We start from the raw sequence: 15,378 nt of genomic DNA on the forward strand, positions 1-15,378 counted from the left end.
GCGCTTGCTATCTTTGCCTCATGCCGCGCATCGCCATCCGCACCGTTCTCGTCGAGACCGACAGCCAGCCCGCCCTCATCGACGGTCGTCAATCGGCCGCGGCGCTTGCCATCCGCCGCGGCACCTGCCGCAGGCTTCGCGCCGAAGGTTATGCGCTTTTGCCGGAAGTCTCGCTTTCGAGCGGACGCCGCGCCGATCTCGTGGCGCTCGGCGGCAAGGGCGAGATCGTCATCGTGGAGATCAAGTCATCGCTCGCCGACTTCATGGCCGACCACAAATGGCGTGACTACTTTGGCTATTGCGACCGGTTTTATTTCGCGACGTCCGCGGACGTGCCTCTCGACGTTTTCCCGCAGGAAGCCGGCCTCATCCTCGCCGATGCCTTCGGCGCAGAAATCCTACGCGACAGCGACGAGACGCGGCTCGCCGGCGCCCGGCGCAAGGAAATGCTGGTGAGGATTGCACGTGCAGGCGCCAACCGCCTGCACGATCTGGAGGATCCGGATTTCACGCGCGCGTGATCGCGCGTTCATCCAGGTCACATGCGTCCCACGAGGGCCGGAGTTTCGGCCGGGGACGAACGGCTCAGCGCGGGGCGCGCTTTGCCAGAATGCGCTGCAGAGTGCGGCGGTGCATGTTGAGGCGGCGTGCCGTCTCCGAGACATTGCGGTCGCAGAGCTCGTAGACGCGTTGGATATGCTCCCAGCGGACGCGATCGGCCGACATCGGGTTTTCCGGCGGATCCGCCCGATCTTCCGGATTGCGGACGAGCGAGGCAAAGATGTCGTCGGCATCGGCCGGCTTCGACAGATAGTCGATCGCCCCCATCTTCACCGCCGTCACCGCGGTCGCGATATTGCCGTAGCCGGTCAAGATCACGGCGCGGGCGTCCGGCCGCTTCTCACGCAAGAGCTCGATCACATCGAGGCCGTTGCCATCTTCCAGACGCATATCGACCACCGCGAAAGCTGGCGGCTTGCTCGCCACCTGCTGCTTGGCGTCACGCACGCAATCGGCGGTCACGATATCAAAGCCACGCTTTTCCATGGCACGCGCAAGACGCTGCAAGAAGGCGCGGTCGTCATCCACGATCAGCAAGGAGGAATCGGCAAGGCCGAGTTCCGAAACGGTTTCACTGTTCATCACAGAAACGCCTGATTTAACTCGTTGCTCCACTATCTGTGCTAATGCCTCAGCACAGGGTTTGCAAACCCGATCGTCAAATTGATGTTACACCTCATAGTGTAAATCTGACCCGTCATCGCTCGCCAATGCCGGCGACTGGCGGCGCCACCCGATGGTGACAATCGCGCCCGTCTCCGGGGCCGGCCGATTTTTAAGCGACAGTCTGGCACCGCTCCGCTCCAGGAGCGTCTTGGCAATAAAGAAGCCGAGGCCCAGTCCACCCCCGGAATTGTCACGTTCCGTGGGGCTCGTCTTGAAGCGGGTCGAGACATAGGGCTCGCCGAGCCGCTCGATCATCTCCGGCGCGAAGCCCGGACCGTCGTCGGAAATGGCGATGAGAACGAAGCGATCGTCCCAGCTCGCGGAGACGCGAACCTCGCTCTTGGCAAAATCGAGAGCGTTTTCCAGAATGTTGCCAAGGCCATAGAGAATACCAGGGTTGCGATGAAAGATGGGCTCCGGACCCTTCCCATCGCTCTCCACCATCAGCTTGATGCCAAAATCGCGATGCGGTGCCGTCGCCTCTTCGAGAAGGCGCGGCAGAGCGAGACGGCCAAGATGCTCCTCCGGCTCGGAGGAGAGCGAGGTGAGCTTGGAGAGGATCTCGCGACAGCGCGCGGTCTGAGAGGCGAGGAGCTTCAGATCTTCCGAAGAGGGATCTTCGGCATCGACCTCACTCAGCATCTCCTTGACCACGAGCGTGATCGTCCCAAGCGGTGTGCCGAGTTCGTGGGCGGCCGCGGCCGCAAGTCCATCGAGCGCCGACAGATGCTGCTCGCGCTGCATGACGAGCTCGGTGGCGGCGAGCGCATCAGCAAGCTGGCGCGCCTCCTCGGCGACGCGGAAGGCGAAGAAGCCCATAAAGACGAGCGAGCAGACGACCGCCGCCCACATGCCGCCGACGTAGAGCAGCGGCAGGTTCAGGGGCGGGCCGGACCAGGGAAGCGGCTCGTGGAAAAACACGAGATAGCTTGCGCTGATGAAAGCCAGACCCCCCAAGAACAAGGTCTTGTCCGGCGGCATCGTCGTCGCCGAGACGAGCGCCGGGAAAATGATCAAAAAGGCGAAGGGGTTTTCCATCCCTCCCGTCAAGTACAAGAGCCCGGCAAGCTGTACGATGTCATAGGTGAGAAGCACCGTCGCCCAGTTCGGATGCAGGCGCCGTGTTGCCGGAAACGTCAGTCTGAGACCGATATTGACCCAGGCCGACAACGCGATCAGCGCGAAGCAGGCTCCGAAGGGGACCGGGAATCCGAGGACGAAGCCGATCAGCACCACGGCGGCCGTTTGCCCGGCGATGGCCAGCCATCGCAGGCGCGTCAGGGTGCTCAACCTGAGGCGTCGGCTCGAAAAAGCCCGCTCCATTCCAACTTCGCGGGTCAGTTTGCTCGATGGGTCGCTGAAAGGCATGCGTCCTCTTAGCGAAACTGCACACGATTGGAATATGCAGCAGGCTAAATTTCGCCAATTTCGCGCTCTCCAGCAGCGTTGCCGCACCACAAAGCGTTACTGCCGCGCAAAGACTTCGTTGGCGCGAAAATATCTATCTCGGTTTTCTGCTTATTTGAGCGGTGCGAGCGATTTTCTCACGGACCGTTTTCTGACGCAGGCCGTTCTCTCACGCGGTCCGTCGCGACCAGGACGGCTTTGAGTTTTGGCAAAGCCGGCGAGGATGGCCTTGCGCCGCAGGCATGCTATAGGCGGCGCGACAGAACGGGAGAGGCCAGTGACACAGCTGAGAACCGTCGTGGCGGGTGCCAGCGGGCGCATGGGACGCGCTCTCATCGCCGCCGTTGCAGCGCATGACGATTTGCGCCTCGTGGGCGCGCTGGAGCGGGAAGGCTCCGAAGCGATCGGCCAGGACGCGGGGCTCGTCGCCGGCATCAAGGAAACGGGTATCGCCATTTCCGACGATCCGCTTTCCGTCCTCGCGCAGTCTGACGTGCTGATCGACTTCACCGGGCGCTCCGCCAGCCTCGCCTTGAGCGAGCTCGCAGCCCAGGCACGCATCGTCCATGTCGTCGGCTCGACGGGCTTTCAGCCGGAGGACGAACAGACATTCCGCGCCGCCTCGCGTCATTGCCGCATCGTCAAATCCGGCAATATGAGCCTCGGGGTCAATCTCGTGGCCGGTCTCGTACGCCGGGCTGCAGCGGCCCTCGGGCCGGAATTCGATATCGAGATCGTGGAAATGCACCACCGCCACAAGGTCGATGCGCCCTCCGGCACGGCGCTCCTCCTCGGCGAGGCAGCGGCGGAGGGGCGCGACGTCGATCTCGACACGGTCGCCGTGCGCGGGCGCGACGGGGAGACCGGAGAGCGACCTGAAGGCGCCATCGGCTTTGCAAGCCTCAGGGGCGGTTCAGTCGTCGGCGATCATATTGTGGTGCTCGCCGGCGAGGGCGAACGCATCGAAATCGGCCATCGCGCCGAGACCCGCCTCATCTTCACCCGCGGGGCGCTTCGTGCCGCCTTGTGGGCATTCGACAAAAAGCCCGGCCTTTACGACATGGCCGACGTTCTCGGGCTGCACTGAAACCATTTGCCTAATTGAGGGAGACAATATGGATCGCCTTCTCGTTCTCGTCCGCCACGGACAGTCGGAATGGAATCTCAAGAACCTCTTCACCGGCTGGAAAGACCCTGGCCTCACGGAGAAGGGGATCGAAGAAGCCCGCAAGGGCGGCCGGCTTCTCAAGGAGGCAGGTCTCGGCTTCGACCTCACCTATACGAGCGCCCTGACACGGGCCCAGAAGACACTCGATCTCATCCTGGAAGAGCTCGGCGTGCCGCTCACCGGCGAGGGTTCTCTGCCGCGCCAGCAGGATCTCGCCCTCAACGAGCGCGATTACGGCGATCTTTCCGGCCTGAACAAGGACGATGCGCGCCAGAAATGGGGCGAGGAGCAGGTGCATATCTGGCGCCGCTCCTACGATACGGCCCCTCCGGGAGGGGAGAGCCTGAAGGATACCGGCGCCCGCGTGTGGCCTTACTACATGACGCACATCTTGCCCGACGTGATGAACGGCAAGCGGGTTCTGGTGTCGGCCCACGGGAATTCGCTGCGGGCGCTCATCATGGTGCTCGACCGGCTGACGCCCGACGCCGTCACCAAGCTTGAACTCGCAACCGGCGTGCCGCTCGTCTACCGGCTCAACGCCGACACCACCGTCGCCGAAAAGGTCATCTTGCAGTGAGCGATGCACCGCCGATCGATCCTGCGCTTAGGCTCGGTTCGCGGGCGCATCTGCCGGATGACCTCCTCGCCCTCCTGCGGAAATATCCGCGGGAGGTCTGGCCGGAGCACGAGAATTTGGGCGAGCTCGCGAAATTCTGGCTCGCCCGTCACGACATGTTCCGAGAGCTTTGTGCCATCCTCGCCAAATCGGCGGAGGATCTCCGGGAGGGACGCATCGATCCGGCCGAGTTCCGCGGCTTCTTCGCCCCGCGCATGCGTTTCTTTCTGCACCAGCTGAACGGGCATCACCAGATCGAAGACCACGCCTACTTCCCCGCCTTCATGGCAGCGGAGGCGAGCCTTACCCGCGGCTTCGAAATCCTGGAAAACGACCACGAGATCATCCACGGCGATCTCGTGCGGATGGGCGAAGCGGGCAATGCGCTCGTTGAAAGTCTTAGCCAAGACCGGGATGCGCAGATGCGCAGCGCCGAAACGATGAGCGGCGAACTGACCGGCTTTCTAACCGGCCTTCACCGCCATCTGGCCGACGAGGAGGACATCATCGTGCCGCTCATCCTCGATCGGACGGAAGAAAAGCTCGGCGTGAAGTAGACCCGCCGGGTCTTCAGGCGATCGCGAGACGCCACGACCGTTCCCGCGCTTTTTGATCCGGCCACTCAGTTGCGGATGCGCTTGACGAGTGACCGAACTAAAAAGAGAGGCTCCGGGGCTGGTTGCGGGCCGCACATGCGGGGCCGGCGCCGCGCATGTAGTGCTTTTCGGGCCGGTAGGCGGTAGAAAAGAAAGCGCGGGTGCTGTCACCCAGGCGGCGAACCCATTTTCTGAACAGCAGCATGGTCTTAACTCTCCCGTCCGACCGGACCTCAAGCGCGGGCGGAGCCTTTCGATATGGCTCAAGCGATAGCGCCGAATATCTGAACAGAAGATGACCTGGGGCTTGCGCCCGATGAATTCTTACCAATTCGATTAAACTGTTGTGCCGCGGCAACAGGTAGCAACGCCGCCAGGCGCCGTCCGGGCGGCGGATACTGGCGGCGAATACTGCCGGCGGTCGTGGCTATGCGGCACGCATTCAGGCCCCGTTGCCGATGTCCTCCAGCTCCTGGAGCACACCCTGCGGCAGACCGAGCTCGGCTGCGGCCAGATTCTCCTCAAGATGCTGCAGCGAGGAGGTGCCCGGAATGAGCAGGATATTGGGCGAACGCTGCAAGAGCCAGGCGAGCGCCACCTGCATAGGCGTTGCGCCGAGGCGTTCGGCAACCGCGTTTAAGGACGAGGATTGCAGCGGCGTGAAACCGCCGAGCGGGAAGAACGGCACATAGGGAATGCCCTCTTTCGCCAGTTCGTCGATCAGCTCGTCATCTGTGCGATGGGCGAGATTGTAGAGGTTTTGCACACAGACGATCTCGGCGATTTTGCGTGCCTCCGCGACCTGCGTCGGGGTGGCGTTGCTGAGCCCGATGTGATGGACGAGCCCCTCTTCCTGCATCTTTGCGAGAACCGTGAGGGCCGGCTCCACCGATCCTTCAGCCGGCCCCTCTGCGAACATCAGCCGGAGATTGACGACCTCAAGCCGTTCCAGCCCGAGATTTTTCAGGTTGTCGTGGACGGCCTGCCGCAACTCCTCGGGCGCAAAGGCGGGCAGCCAATTGCCCTTGTCATCACGGCGCGCACCGATCTTCGTGACGATGACGAGATCGTCCGGGTAAGGGTGCAGCGCCTCGCGGATGATCTCGTTGGTGACATGCGGTCCGTAAAAATCGCTGGTGTCGATGTGGTCGACGCCCGCCTCCACCGCCCGGCGCAGCACCGCGACCGCAGCATCACGATCCTTCGGCGGGCCGAAAACGCCAGGGCCTGCAAGCTGCATAGCGCCGTAACCCAGACGTTTGACCGTATGGCTGCCGAGCTTAAACGTGCCGGCCTTGTCGATATTGGGCATGAAACGAATTCCTCTCCGCAAGCGCTTGGCCCGAGACATAGCGCCGTGGGCGACAAAGTGCAGTGCGGAAAGTGCAGATCTCAGCCGTTCGCCGGACCGGCTTGGCTCAGGCGTTGCCGATCAAAACACCCGCGGCAAAGACGAGAGAGCCGCCCAAGATCACCTGCATGGCAGCCCGCCAGAAGGGCGTGTCCATCCAGCGCTGCTGGATCCAGGCGATCGCCCACAATTCCGCGATCACGATCGCAAAAGCGAGCGTCGTCGCCGTCCAGAAATGCGGGATGAGGTAGGGAAGCGCATGACCGAGCCCGCCAATCGCCGTCATCACGCCTGACGAAATGCCCCGCTTCAACGGCGATCCCCGGCCGGTCAGCGCGCCATCGTCGCTCGCCGCCTCGGTGAAGCCCATGGAGATGCCGGCGCCGATCGCAGCGGCAAGGCCGACGAGAAAGGTCTGCGAGGTGTCGTGCGTGGCAAAGGCGGCGGCAAAGATCGGCGCAAGCGTGGAAACCGAGCCATCCATCAGCCCGGCAAGGCCCGGCTGCACATAGGTCAGGAGAAAACGGCGATGCGCGGCCCGATCTTCTTCCGAACGCGCCTCTGCCGGCAGATATTCCGCCTCGAGCCGTTCTGCGGTGGCGATGTGGTGGCCTTCAGCGACGGCAAGATCGCCCAGGAGCTTGCGCGTCTCCGCATGGGCCGTGCGCGCAGCCGCCTTCTGATAGAAATTGCGCGCTTCCTCTTCCATCGCCGCAGCTTCGCTGCGGATCCGGTCGAGGCTCAAATTGGCGACGAGCCACACCGGGCGCCTTCGCATGAAGCCCGCCACATGCTCGCGGCGGATGAGCGGGATCGTATCGCCGAACGCGGCCCGGAAATGATCGATGAGCAGGCGCCGGTGGCCGTCCTCTTCCTTGCCCATCGCAGCAAACATCGCCGCCGTCTGCGGAAATTCGTCTTTCAGACGCTCCGCATACGTGCTGTAGATCTGGCTGTCCTCCTCCTCCGCGGAGATAGCGAGGGCCAGTATCTCCTTCTCTCCCAGCTCGGAGAAGCGAAGGCGGCGCTGCATGTTGATCAGCATGGGGATCCTTTCATCCGCTCCATGGCGCGCAATCGTCGCATGCGCAAGAGCGCCAGTCGCCGCAAGTTCAAGAGCCCCTTGACCAAGCCCGTCCGGATACTTCTTCTTGGCAGAGCATGACGCAGCAAGCTGACACCTTTCTGGAGCGCACGGGGCACGTCCTCGCAGGCTGGCTGCGCACCGAAACGCGCGACTACGAACCCTTCGCACCCTTCGACGCGGCGGCGCTGCGCAAAGTCTTGAAACCCGGGGACATCATCCTCGTCGAGGGGCGGGAGTATATTTCCCAGGTCATCAAATACCTGACCACGTCGACCTGGTCGCATTCCGCGCTTTATGTCGGCGATATCCCCGGCAAAACGGAAGAGGACGGCGAACCGCACTGCCTCATCGAGGTCGATGTCGGCGAGGGCTGCATCTCTCTGCCCTTGTCGCGCTACGACACCTACAACATCCGTATCTGCCGACCGGTCGGGCTCTCATCCGCCGATCGCGAGGAGGTGACGCGCTTCATGATTTCGAAGATCGGCCTTTCCTACGACATGAAGAACATCTTCGACCTGTTGCGCTATTTCTTCCCCCTGCCGCTGCCGGCGAGATGGCGGCGCCGGGCGATCGCCTTCGGATCGGGCGATCCGACGCGCGCAATCTGTTCCTCGCTGATCGCAGAGGCCTATCAGCGCGTGCATTACCCGATCCTGCCCATCATCCGCACGGAAGAGAGGCGCCGCTGGGGCATGGGCGCAAGGCGGCGCGAGATCTATTTCATCCGCCATCATTCGCTGTTCGCACCGCGCGACTTCGACCTCTCCCCCTATTTCGCCATCGTCAAGCCGACGCTCGAAAGAGGCTTCAAATACAAAAAGCTCGTCTGGGGAGAGGGCGATCCGCCGCCCAAGGAAGAAGAGGTGGTGCGGGCAACCGAAAAAGCCGTCGAAGAGGCCGCCGCGCACGGTTAGGCCCTGTCATAGATGACAGCCGCTTTGATAAACTGCCGCCTTCTCACGCGGCCATATCAGCCCTTTCAGGATGCAAGCTTCTGGCGCTGCATGCGGCGGCGATTGACGGATGAGGGAATGCCCATCGCTTCGCGGTATTTGGCAACCGTGCGGCGGGCGATGACGATGCCCTCGTCCTTCAGGATCGCCACGATCTGGTCATCGGAGAGGACGCGCTCGCCCTCGCCTGCGACGAGGACGCGAATGCGCTGGCGCACCGCCTCGGCGGAATGGGAATCGCCGCCATCCGTCGCAGCAAGCGCGACGGAGAAGAAGGCCTTGAGCGGAAAGATGCCGCGCGGCGTCGCCATCGCCTTATTGGCCACGGCGCGGCTCACCGTCGATTCGTGCATGCCGATCTCGTCGGCCACCATGCGCAGCGTCAAAGGCTTCAGATAGGCGGCGCCGTCATGCAGGAAACGATCCTGCCAGCGTACGATTTCGGCCGATACGGCGAGCAGCGTGCGGGCGCGCTGATCGAGGCTCTTCTCGAGCCAGGTCGCCTTCTGCAGGCATTCGGAGAGAAACTTGTCGGTCGCCTGGTCACGGCGGCGACCTTTAACTTCCGTATGGTAGCGCCGATCGATGAGAAGCCGCGGCAGAACCGCATCGTTGAGATCGATCAGCCAGGCGCCTTCCGGCCCCGGCCTGACGACGATGTCCGGCACCAGCAGCGCCACGGGATCGCTCAGATAGCGCAGGCCCGGTTTCGGATCGAGCGCCCTCACCTCGGCGATCATCTCGATCATGTCTTCCATACCGACGCCGCAGGCGTTGCACAAAGCGGCTCGATTGCCCGAGGCGAGAAGCTCCAGATTGTCGATGAGGGCTGCCATGGCCGGGTCGCAACGATCGAATTCGGCCAACTGGATCTTCAGGCATTCCTTGAGCGAACGGGCGAAGACGCCGGCCGGCTCGAAACCCTGGCAGCGAGAAAGGACGCGCAGCACATCTTCCACGGCCACTTCGAGGTTCGCCGCGAGAATCTCCGGCTCGGCGCGCAGATACCCGGCCTCGTCGATTTCGCCCAGAAGTGTGAGCGCGATCATGCGCTCCGTGGCGTCGGAAAAGGCCGCATCGATCTGCTGCTCGAGAACCGCGAGAAGCGTGGGCGTGGACGCCGCGTAGCTGTCTTCGTCGGGGAATTCGGACGTGTCGCGGCTGCCGGCGCGGGCAAAATCGCTCGAACCGGAAAGACTGCGGTCATCATCTGGGTAGAGATCTTCGCGGGCGACGTCGGTGTCGCTGACGGACGCAGCCGCCGTCTCTGCCGTGAGCTCTCCGCCCGCACTTTCCGCGGCGGACGCCTCTCGGGTCTCCTCGGCTGCCTCAGATGCGCGCTCCCCCGCATCGGCGCTCCCCTCACCGCTCTCGTCGCGCGAAAGCAGCGGGTTTTCTTCAATCTCACGGTCGATGAAGTCTTCGAGCTCCGGCGCCGACATCTGCAGGAGCCGGATCGCCTGCATGAGCTGCGGCGTGATGACCAGTGACTGCGACTGCCTGAGCTGAAGTCTCGCCGACATGTTCATCGTTGACGCCCCACGCCTTGGGGCCAGACGCCAACACCCTGCCGATGACCTTCAAATGACCTTCAGAGGAGGCAGCTGGCCCGTTCCTTGCAGGGAAAGCTTAACCGGCTTTTGGAGCGTGTCAAAGCCGGAAGTGCTCGCCCAGGTAAACGCGTCGCACCTCTGGATTGGCGACGATCGCTTCGGGGCTTCCTTCCGTCAAAACCTCGCCGGAATGGATGATATAGGCGCGGTCGATGAGCCCCAGCGTCTCCCTGACATTGTGGTCGGTGATGAGGACGCCGATGCCGCGCGAGGTCAGATGGCGCACCAGTGACTGAATGTCGCCGACGGCGATCGGGTCGATGCCGGCGAAGGGCTCATCCAGCAGCATGAAGGCAGGGCGGCTCGCCAGCGCCCGCGCAATCTCGCAGCGCCGGCGTTCGCCGCCGGAGAGCGCAATCGCGGGCGATTTGCGCAGATGCCCGATATGGAATTCTTCGAGAAGCGAATCGAGTTCCTCCCGCCGCTTCTTGCGGTTGGGCTCCACCACTTCGAGGATGGCGAGGATGTTGTCCTCCACGCTGAGCCCACGGAAGATCGACGCTTCCTGCGGCAGATAGCCGATGCCCAGCCGCGCACGCCGGTACATCGGCAGACGCGTCACGTCGTAGCCCTCGAGTTCGATGCGGCCGCCTTCGGCACGGATCAGGCCGGTGATCATATAGAAGACCGTGGTCTTGCCGGCACCGTTTGGCCCGAGGAGCCCGACGGCTTCTCCCTGACGCACGGCGAGAGACACGTCCTTCACGACCGTGCGCCCCTTGAACGATCGCCTGAGGCCGCTCGCAACGAGCCAGCCGTTGCGATCAAGGGCTTCGGAGCCTCCGGATTCTTCGCCGGCCATGCCGGTGTCCTTGTCGAAATCGGAGGCTTCTGCGGTCGAGGCGGCCCCGTCGGCGGGGCGGGAGGAATCACGCGACAGGCCAAAGAGACCTCGTCGCGAGCCCCCCTCAGCCTCGGTTTCGGCGGGGGCGCCTTTCGCGGCGCGGCGCATCAGCATTGCTCCGTTACTGTCCGCTTTGACCGGACGAACCCGGCGCGAGGATTGTCTGCACGCGCCCGCCCTGCATCTGCGCCTGCTTGGTCTTCAAATTGACGACGAGCTTTTCTCCGCGCAGCACGTTGTCGTCCTCCGTCAGGACGACATTGCCGTAGAGGGTGACCATGTCGGTCGCCATTTCGAAGTCCGCCCGGTCGCCCGTCGCGGTGCGGTTTTCGGAGGTGACGAGGACGCCGCCTTCCGCCTCGATACGGGTGATGGAAGAGCCCGGCGTTGCGGAGGCGTTCGAGGAGGCCTTGCCGCTGTTTCCGCCACTCTCCCCCGTGCTGCCTCCGTTGCCCCCGCCGCCATTGAGGCTTTCGCTGGGGTTGCCGGAGTAATGAACTGTCAGTTTGGCCGTCTCCAGCACGGTTTCGGCCTGGCGGACTTTCACATTGCCGCTGTAGATCGCAACCTTGTCGTTGTCGCGCACCTCCAGACGATCGGCTTCCACCATGATCGGATCGTTGGAGCTTGAGGAGAAACCCGAGAAGGTTTCCCCGAAATCCTGCGCCGGCGCCATCGAAACGAAGGGCAGAACGCAAAGCGCGGCGAGAAGCGCCGTAAGCCGCAAAGACATCAGCAAAGACCTCAATTGACGGCCGCCCCTTGGCCACGTTTCGGCGGCATGATGCGCGTGCGCACATTGCCCTGGATAATGATGCGTTGACCGCCGTCGGTGGCGTCGATCGAATTCCCGGTCGTTTCGCTATCTTGATAGGTGATCGAAACGGGGTTGTCGGATTTGAGCGTGCCGCTCTTCGTATCGATCTGTGCGCCAGTCAGCGTCAGACCGTAACCGTCGGCGGAATCGACGACGATGTTGCCGCCCATCTGGAGATCGCCCTTGGCATTGTCGAAATCGGCCGTGACGGCGTCGATCGCCACCGGCCCGCGGCCTGGCGAGTTGATGTGCGCGGTGATGTTCTCCAGCGTCACGGCGTCGGGCGAGGTGAACTTCTGGATGGCACGATCGGCTTCCAGACGGAATTCGCGATCGTAGCGATCGAAGCCCGTGAGCTTCGGATTGTCCATGATGATGGCGTTCTTGGCGATCGTCGTCTTGGCGATCGACAGGTCGAACTGTTCATCGCTCGAGAATTGCCCGATGAGCGCAAGGACTGCGATGCCTGCAACACCGCCCACCGGCAGAAGGACGCGCAGAAACCGCACGAAGGCCGAATGACGCTTCGCCTTGCGGAAAGCCTTGTCGCGCGCAGAAAGCCGGGCACGCCCGAAAATCTGCGGCTGCGCCGTCGCGGTTGCTGTCGCAGCTGCCATCAACTCACCTTCTGGTGTCGGGGTCGCCACACTTCATGCCGTCCAACATGGTGATTTTTGGGCGGACGCCAACCTTTAGGCATGCGCGAAGATATCCGAATCCTCCCAACCGAGCAAATCGAGCTCGGCGCGCACGGGCACGAAACGGAAGCAGGCTTCGGCGAGCTCAAGGCGATGCTCGCGGGTCAGCCTTTCCACGAGAACCTCGCGCATGGCGTGGAGATGGAGAACGTCGGCGGCCGCATATTGGAGCTGCGCTTCACTCAAAGTGTCGGCGCCCCAATCGGAGCTCTGCTGCTGCTTCGACAATTCGAGACCGAGGAGCTCGCGCGCCAGATCCTTGAGACCGTGGCGGTCGGTGTAGGTGCGCACGAGTTTGGAGGCGATCTTCGTACACCAGATCGGCGTCGTGATCACGCCGAACGCATAGCGCAAAGCCGCCACGTCGAAGCGGGCGTAATGAAAGATCTTCGTGCGCTCCTGATCGGCCATCAGCGCCGTCAGATTGGGTGCCGCGTCCTGACCCTGCGCGATCCGCACCACATCAGCGGTGCCGTCGCCCGGAGAAAGCTGCACGACACAGAGCCGGTCGCGGCCGGGCCGGAGCCCCATCGTCTCGGTGTCGATCGCGACGAACTCGCCGTAATTGGAAAGATCCGGCAGATCGCCTTCGTGAAAGCGGATGGTCATGTCTTAGCCTCTTCGTTGGCAAAGCTCCTGACATGATCTGCGCCCTCCGACAATGGGTGACGGCCGCCTCGCCCGCGGGGCCGGCGCCCGGAACGGACGCCCAAAGAGCCCGCTCGCGTGGCCTCACTCTCCTTGCCCCGTTCACCATTGCCATTGTGCCGGCAACCTGATCCCGGCAGATCTTCTCTCTTATTCCAGCGGATCTTCTCTCCGCCGTGATGCTTTTCAGCGTGGTTCCTGCCATCGTCGTTGCAAACGATCCGCAATCAGCGAGGCGGCCGATTGCAGGACGAAGGGGTCAGAGCCGCAGCCCCTCTCTTGCACGCAGCCAATCCTTGCTGTTGCCCTCCGCCCCTCTCAACAGCCCATGAAAGGCCACGCCCATGACTTCGACCGAATGGAAAACACGCCAAGGCTCGTGTCGCTGCGGCAGGCTGCGCTTCGAAATCACCTCGCCCCCGCTCGTCACGACGGCGTGCCATTGCAAGGGATGCCAGCGGATGAGTGCGAGCGCTTTTTCCCTGAGCGTGGCGGTGCCTGCAGCTGGATTCCGAATTCTCTCCGGCGAGCCCGTCATCGGCGGCGCGCAGGAAATGCAGGGGATCGTCCATTCGTTCTGCGGTCACTGCATGAGCTGGGTCTTCACGCGCTTTCCCGAAGTGATGGGCGAAATCGTCAATGTTCGCAGCACGATGCTTGACGACACAACCGGTCTGGAACCCTTTATCGAAACCTGCACGGCCGAAAAGCTCGACTGGGTCACAACGCCGGCAAAGCACAGCTTCGCCCATTTCCCCGCACCCGAGGAGTTTCCTGCGCTGATCGAAGAATATGGCAGGCGCTGAGCATCTCTCTCCGCCGATGGCGGAAAGCGATCGCTTGAAAACGCCTCAGCCGCGGGCCTTGGCAAACGCCTCCAGCAGCGCCTTTTCGTCCATCACGCCGGGATAAAGTGTGGTCTCGGCGACGAAGGCCGGGGTGCCGGGAAAGCCAAAAGCTTCCGCCTGATGCGAATTGCGCATGATGAGCGCGTCGATCTCGCCCTTGCGCTCACGGTAGGCGTTGCGAAGCGTTTCCACGTCGAGCTCAGCTTTCTCCAACGTCGTCTCGACCGCCTGCCGGCTGAGCGCCCCTTTCGTGTTCAAAAGCGCTTCCTGAGCATGGGCGTAGCCGCCGGTCGGTACGGCGGCGAGGACGAGATGCGACGCATAGACGGAGGCCTCGCCGAAGATCGGCCAGTCTTTCATGACGAGGCGCACCTTGCCGTCTGTTTCGACCGCGCGCATCACCTCCGCATGGCTGCCCTTGCAGGCCGGACATTGGTAGTCAAAGTATTCGACCAGCGTCACGTCACCGTCGGGGTTGCCGCGCACGGGGGCGGTCGGATCGGAGAGGACCTCCTCGACGGTCAGTCCCGTCTGCCCCCGCGCGAAGCCCGGCAACAGAGCAAAGCCGGCCGCGCCTGCGGCCAGCATCATGAAACGGCGGCGATCCAGCATGTCAGCTCAGCCCTCCCGACGCCGCGGCGCCGGTCAGAGGTCCCGCAGCCATCGGGCCATTCGGCACCGTTCCCTGACCGGATTGCGAACGATTCAATACCACGACGCGCGACCCTGGGGGGACGCGGCTGGCGAGATCGATGATATCCTGGTTGAACAATCGGATACAGCCTGACGAAACCGCCTTGCCGATCGACCAGGGCTCGTTCGTGCCATGAATGCGGTAGAGCGTGTCCCGGCCGTTCTTATAAAGATAAAGCGCGCGGGCCCCGAGCGGATTGGAAACGCCACCGTCGAGCCCGTCGGCAACCTTGCCATATCGATCCGGCTCGCGTTTGATCATCGCCTGTGTCGGCGTCCACCGCGGCCATGCCGCCTTGCGCGCAACTTCCGCCTTGCCGGCAAATTCCATTCCCGAACGGGCGACGCCGATGCCATAGCGCATGGCCTTGCCGTTCTCCATCACGAGATAGAGAAAGCGTTCGTAAGGATCGACGACGATGGTGCCGGCCGGATAAGGCGAATTGTAATCGACCATCTGACGCAGATAGCGGGGATCGACTTTCGACACATCGATTGCAGAGACGTTCCAGCCATCATCTTGCACCGGGCCATACATGCGCACATAGCTTTGATCGATGCGCGGCCCCTCAGGTGGTGCAGGACGTGTCGTCGTGCAGGCGGCGAGCGCCAAGACAAGCGCAGCGACGGCCGGAAGCCGCAGGGCCACCCCGCGGCTTTTCTCAAACATCCAGTTCGGCAATTCTTTCTCCTTCTTGCGCGTTCAGCCGACCCAACCCCGCCCATGAATGGGAGCAAGGCCGTGATGGCCGGCGGGCCGCGCCCTCGCAGTGCGGACAAAGCTCCCGACTGCGGCCCCGCGCGGA

The 15,378-nt window shown here is 63.1% G+C and carries 17 protein-coding genes; 6 read left to right on the forward strand and 11 right to left on the reverse strand.

Annotated elements, in window-relative coordinates; translation table 11 throughout:
- Nucleotides 1–20 precede the first annotated feature (20 nt).
- On the forward strand, nt 21–521 hold the full coding sequence (locus BLP76_RS08710) for an MmcB family DNA repair protein (protein WP_092811688.1): 501 nt from the start codon (nt 21–23) through the stop codon (nt 519–521).
- 64 nt (nt 522–585) lie between these two features.
- Here BLP76_RS08710 and BLP76_RS08715 read toward each other — a convergent pair whose 3' ends face one another.
- The gene (locus BLP76_RS08715; protein ID WP_092811690.1) at nt 586–1,143 is read right to left on the reverse strand and encodes an ActR/PrrA/RegA family redox response regulator transcription factor; all 558 of its coding nucleotides are present in this window, start codon (nt 1,141–1,143) and stop codon (nt 586–588) included.
- 87 nt (nt 1,144–1,230) lie between these two features.
- Entirely contained in the window at nt 1,231–2,550 is a 1,320-nt protein-coding gene (locus BLP76_RS08720; protein ID WP_092811692.1) for an ActS/PrrB/RegB family redox-sensitive histidine kinase, read from the reverse strand.
- Nucleotides 2,551–2,920: 370 nt separating this feature from the next.
- Here BLP76_RS08720 and dapB point away from each other — a divergent pair, with 370 nt between their 5' ends.
- From dapB to BLP76_RS08735, 3 genes are read left to right on the forward strand one after another with little or no spacing between them, the layout of a single operon-like run.
- The gene (dapB, locus tag BLP76_RS08725) at nt 2,921–3,721 is read left to right on the forward strand and encodes a 4-hydroxy-tetrahydrodipicolinate reductase (RefSeq protein ID WP_092812086.1); all 801 of its coding nucleotides are present in this window, start codon (nt 2,921–2,923) and stop codon (nt 3,719–3,721) included.
- A gap of 28 nt (nt 3,722–3,749) precedes the next feature.
- Nucleotides 3,750–4,382 (forward strand): 2,3-bisphosphoglycerate-dependent phosphoglycerate mutase, encoded by a 633-nt coding sequence (locus BLP76_RS08730; RefSeq protein WP_092811694.1) that lies wholly within the window; start codon nt 3,750–3,752, stop codon nt 4,380–4,382.
- The gene (locus BLP76_RS08735) at nt 4,379–4,978 is read left to right on the forward strand and encodes a hemerythrin domain-containing protein (protein ID WP_244514514.1); all 600 of its coding nucleotides are present in this window, start codon (nt 4,379–4,381) and stop codon (nt 4,976–4,978) included. Before BLP76_RS08730 ends, BLP76_RS08735 begins: the two co-directional genes overlap by 4 nt.
- A 481-nt stretch (nt 4,979–5,459) precedes the next feature.
- Here the strand turns inward: BLP76_RS08735 and BLP76_RS08740 are convergent, their stop codons facing one another.
- Together BLP76_RS08740 and mbfA are read right to left on the reverse strand one after the other, a co-directional pair.
- Entirely contained in the window at nt 5,460–6,329 is an 870-nt protein-coding gene (locus BLP76_RS08740) for an aldo/keto reductase family oxidoreductase (protein WP_092811696.1), read from the reverse strand.
- Nucleotides 6,330–6,435: 106 nt separating this feature from the next.
- On the reverse strand, nt 6,436–7,413 hold the full coding sequence (gene mbfA / locus BLP76_RS08745) for an iron exporter MbfA (RefSeq protein ID WP_092811698.1): 978 nt from the start codon (nt 7,411–7,413) through the stop codon (nt 6,436–6,438).
- A gap of 116 nt (nt 7,414–7,529) precedes the next feature.
- Between mbfA and BLP76_RS08750 the strand changes: the two genes are divergently transcribed.
- Nucleotides 7,530–8,372, forward strand: a complete 843-nt coding sequence (locus BLP76_RS08750; RefSeq protein WP_111328818.1) for a C40 family peptidase — start codon at nt 7,530–7,532, stop codon at nt 8,370–8,372.
- A 65-nt stretch (nt 8,373–8,437) separates the two neighbouring features.
- On the opposite strand, the gene rpoN is transcribed toward BLP76_RS08750, so the two are convergent.
- The 5 genes from rpoN to BLP76_RS08775 form a co-directional block, all read right to left on the reverse strand.
- Nucleotides 8,438–9,934 (reverse strand): RNA polymerase factor sigma-54, encoded by a 1,497-nt coding sequence (gene rpoN, locus BLP76_RS08755; protein WP_338081674.1) that lies wholly within the window; start codon nt 9,932–9,934, stop codon nt 8,438–8,440.
- A 127-nt stretch (nt 9,935–10,061) separates the two neighbouring features.
- Nucleotides 10,062–10,826 carry an LPS export ABC transporter ATP-binding protein gene (gene lptB / locus BLP76_RS08760; RefSeq protein ID WP_092812091.1) on the reverse strand — a complete coding sequence of 255 codons (765 nt, stop codon included), beginning with the start codon at nt 10,824–10,826 and terminating at the stop codon, nt 10,062–10,064.
- Nucleotides 10,827–10,989: 163 nt separating this feature from the next.
- Nucleotides 10,990–11,601, reverse strand: coding sequence for an LptA/OstA family protein (locus BLP76_RS08765; protein WP_092811702.1), 612 nt, complete (start codon nt 11,599–11,601; stop codon nt 10,990–10,992).
- 11 nt (nt 11,602–11,612) lie between these two features.
- Nucleotides 11,613–12,302, reverse strand: a complete 690-nt coding sequence (gene lptC, locus BLP76_RS08770; RefSeq protein ID WP_092811704.1) for an LPS export ABC transporter periplasmic protein LptC — start codon at nt 12,300–12,302, stop codon at nt 11,613–11,615.
- Between the two features lie 75 nt (nt 12,303–12,377).
- Complete coding sequence (locus tag BLP76_RS08775; RefSeq protein ID WP_092811706.1) at nt 12,378–12,992, reverse strand: ribonuclease D; 615 nt, start codon at nt 12,990–12,992, stop codon at nt 12,378–12,380.
- Nucleotides 12,993–13,375: 383 nt separating this feature from the next.
- Here BLP76_RS08775 and BLP76_RS08780 point away from each other — a divergent pair, with 383 nt between their 5' ends.
- Nucleotides 13,376–13,837, forward strand: coding sequence for a GFA family protein (locus tag BLP76_RS08780; protein WP_092811708.1), 462 nt, complete (start codon nt 13,376–13,378; stop codon nt 13,835–13,837).
- A gap of 45 nt (nt 13,838–13,882) precedes the next feature.
- Here the strand turns inward: BLP76_RS08780 and BLP76_RS08785 are convergent, their stop codons facing one another.
- Both BLP76_RS08785 and BLP76_RS08790 read right to left on the reverse strand, forming a co-directional pair.
- Nucleotides 13,883–14,491, reverse strand: a complete 609-nt coding sequence (locus tag BLP76_RS08785; RefSeq protein WP_092811710.1) for a DsbA family protein — start codon at nt 14,489–14,491, stop codon at nt 13,883–13,885.
- A gap of 1 nt (nt 14,492) precedes the next feature.
- The gene (locus BLP76_RS08790) at nt 14,493–15,242 is read right to left on the reverse strand and encodes a L,D-transpeptidase (protein WP_092811712.1); all 750 of its coding nucleotides are present in this window, start codon (nt 15,240–15,242) and stop codon (nt 14,493–14,495) included.
- Nucleotides 15,243–15,378 lie beyond the last annotated feature (136 nt).

It is taken from the genome of Afifella marina DSM 2698 (assembly GCF_900102695.1).
GTDB classification, from domain to species: Bacteria; Pseudomonadota; Alphaproteobacteria; order Rhizobiales; family Afifellaceae; genus Afifella; species Afifella marina.

Bases quoted from the DNA above. Each gene is read 5' to 3' on its own strand.
- BLP76_RS08710 (WP_092811688.1), top strand. From the start codon at position 21: ATGCCGCGCATCGCCATCCGCACCGTTCTCGTCGAGACCGACAGCCAG.
- BLP76_RS08715 (WP_092811690.1), bottom strand. From the start codon at position 1,143: ATGAACAGTGAAACCGTTTCGGAACTCGGCCTTGCCGATTCCTCCTTG.
- BLP76_RS08720 (WP_092811692.1), bottom strand. From the start codon at position 2,550: ATGGAGCGGGCTTTTTCGAGCCGACGCCTCAGGTTGAGCACCCTGACG.
- BLP76_RS08730 (WP_092811694.1), top strand. From the start codon at position 3,750: ATGGATCGCCTTCTCGTTCTCGTCCGCCACGGACAGTCGGAATGGAAT.
- BLP76_RS08740 (WP_092811696.1), bottom strand. From the start codon at position 6,329: ATGCCCAATATCGACAAGGCCGGCACGTTTAAGCTCGGCAGCCATACG.
- mbfA (WP_092811698.1), bottom strand. From the start codon at position 7,413: ATGCTGATCAACATGCAGCGCCGCCTTCGCTTCTCCGAGCTGGGAGAG.
- BLP76_RS08750 (WP_111328818.1), top strand. From the start codon at position 7,530: ATGACGCAGCAAGCTGACACCTTTCTGGAGCGCACGGGGCACGTCCTC.
- rpoN (WP_338081674.1), bottom strand. From the start codon at position 9,934: ATGTCGGCGAGACTTCAGCTCAGGCAGTCGCAGTCACTGGTCATCACG.
- lptB (WP_092812091.1), bottom strand. From the start codon at position 10,826: ATGGCCGGCGAAGAATCCGGAGGCTCCGAAGCCCTTGATCGCAACGGC.
- BLP76_RS08765 (WP_092811702.1), bottom strand. From the start codon at position 11,601: ATGTCTTTGCGGCTTACGGCGCTTCTCGCCGCGCTTTGCGTTCTGCCC.
- lptC (WP_092811704.1), bottom strand. From the start codon at position 12,302: ATGGCAGCTGCGACAGCAACCGCGACGGCGCAGCCGCAGATTTTCGGG.
- BLP76_RS08775 (WP_092811706.1), bottom strand. From the start codon at position 12,992: ATGACCATCCGCTTTCACGAAGGCGATCTGCCGGATCTTTCCAATTAC.
- BLP76_RS08780 (WP_092811708.1), top strand. From the start codon at position 13,376: ATGACTTCGACCGAATGGAAAACACGCCAAGGCTCGTGTCGCTGCGGC.
- BLP76_RS08785 (WP_092811710.1), bottom strand. From the start codon at position 14,491: ATGCTGGATCGCCGCCGTTTCATGATGCTGGCCGCAGGCGCGGCCGGC.
- BLP76_RS08790 (WP_092811712.1), bottom strand. From the start codon at position 15,242: ATGTTTGAGAAAAGCCGCGGGGTGGCCCTGCGGCTTCCGGCCGTCGCT.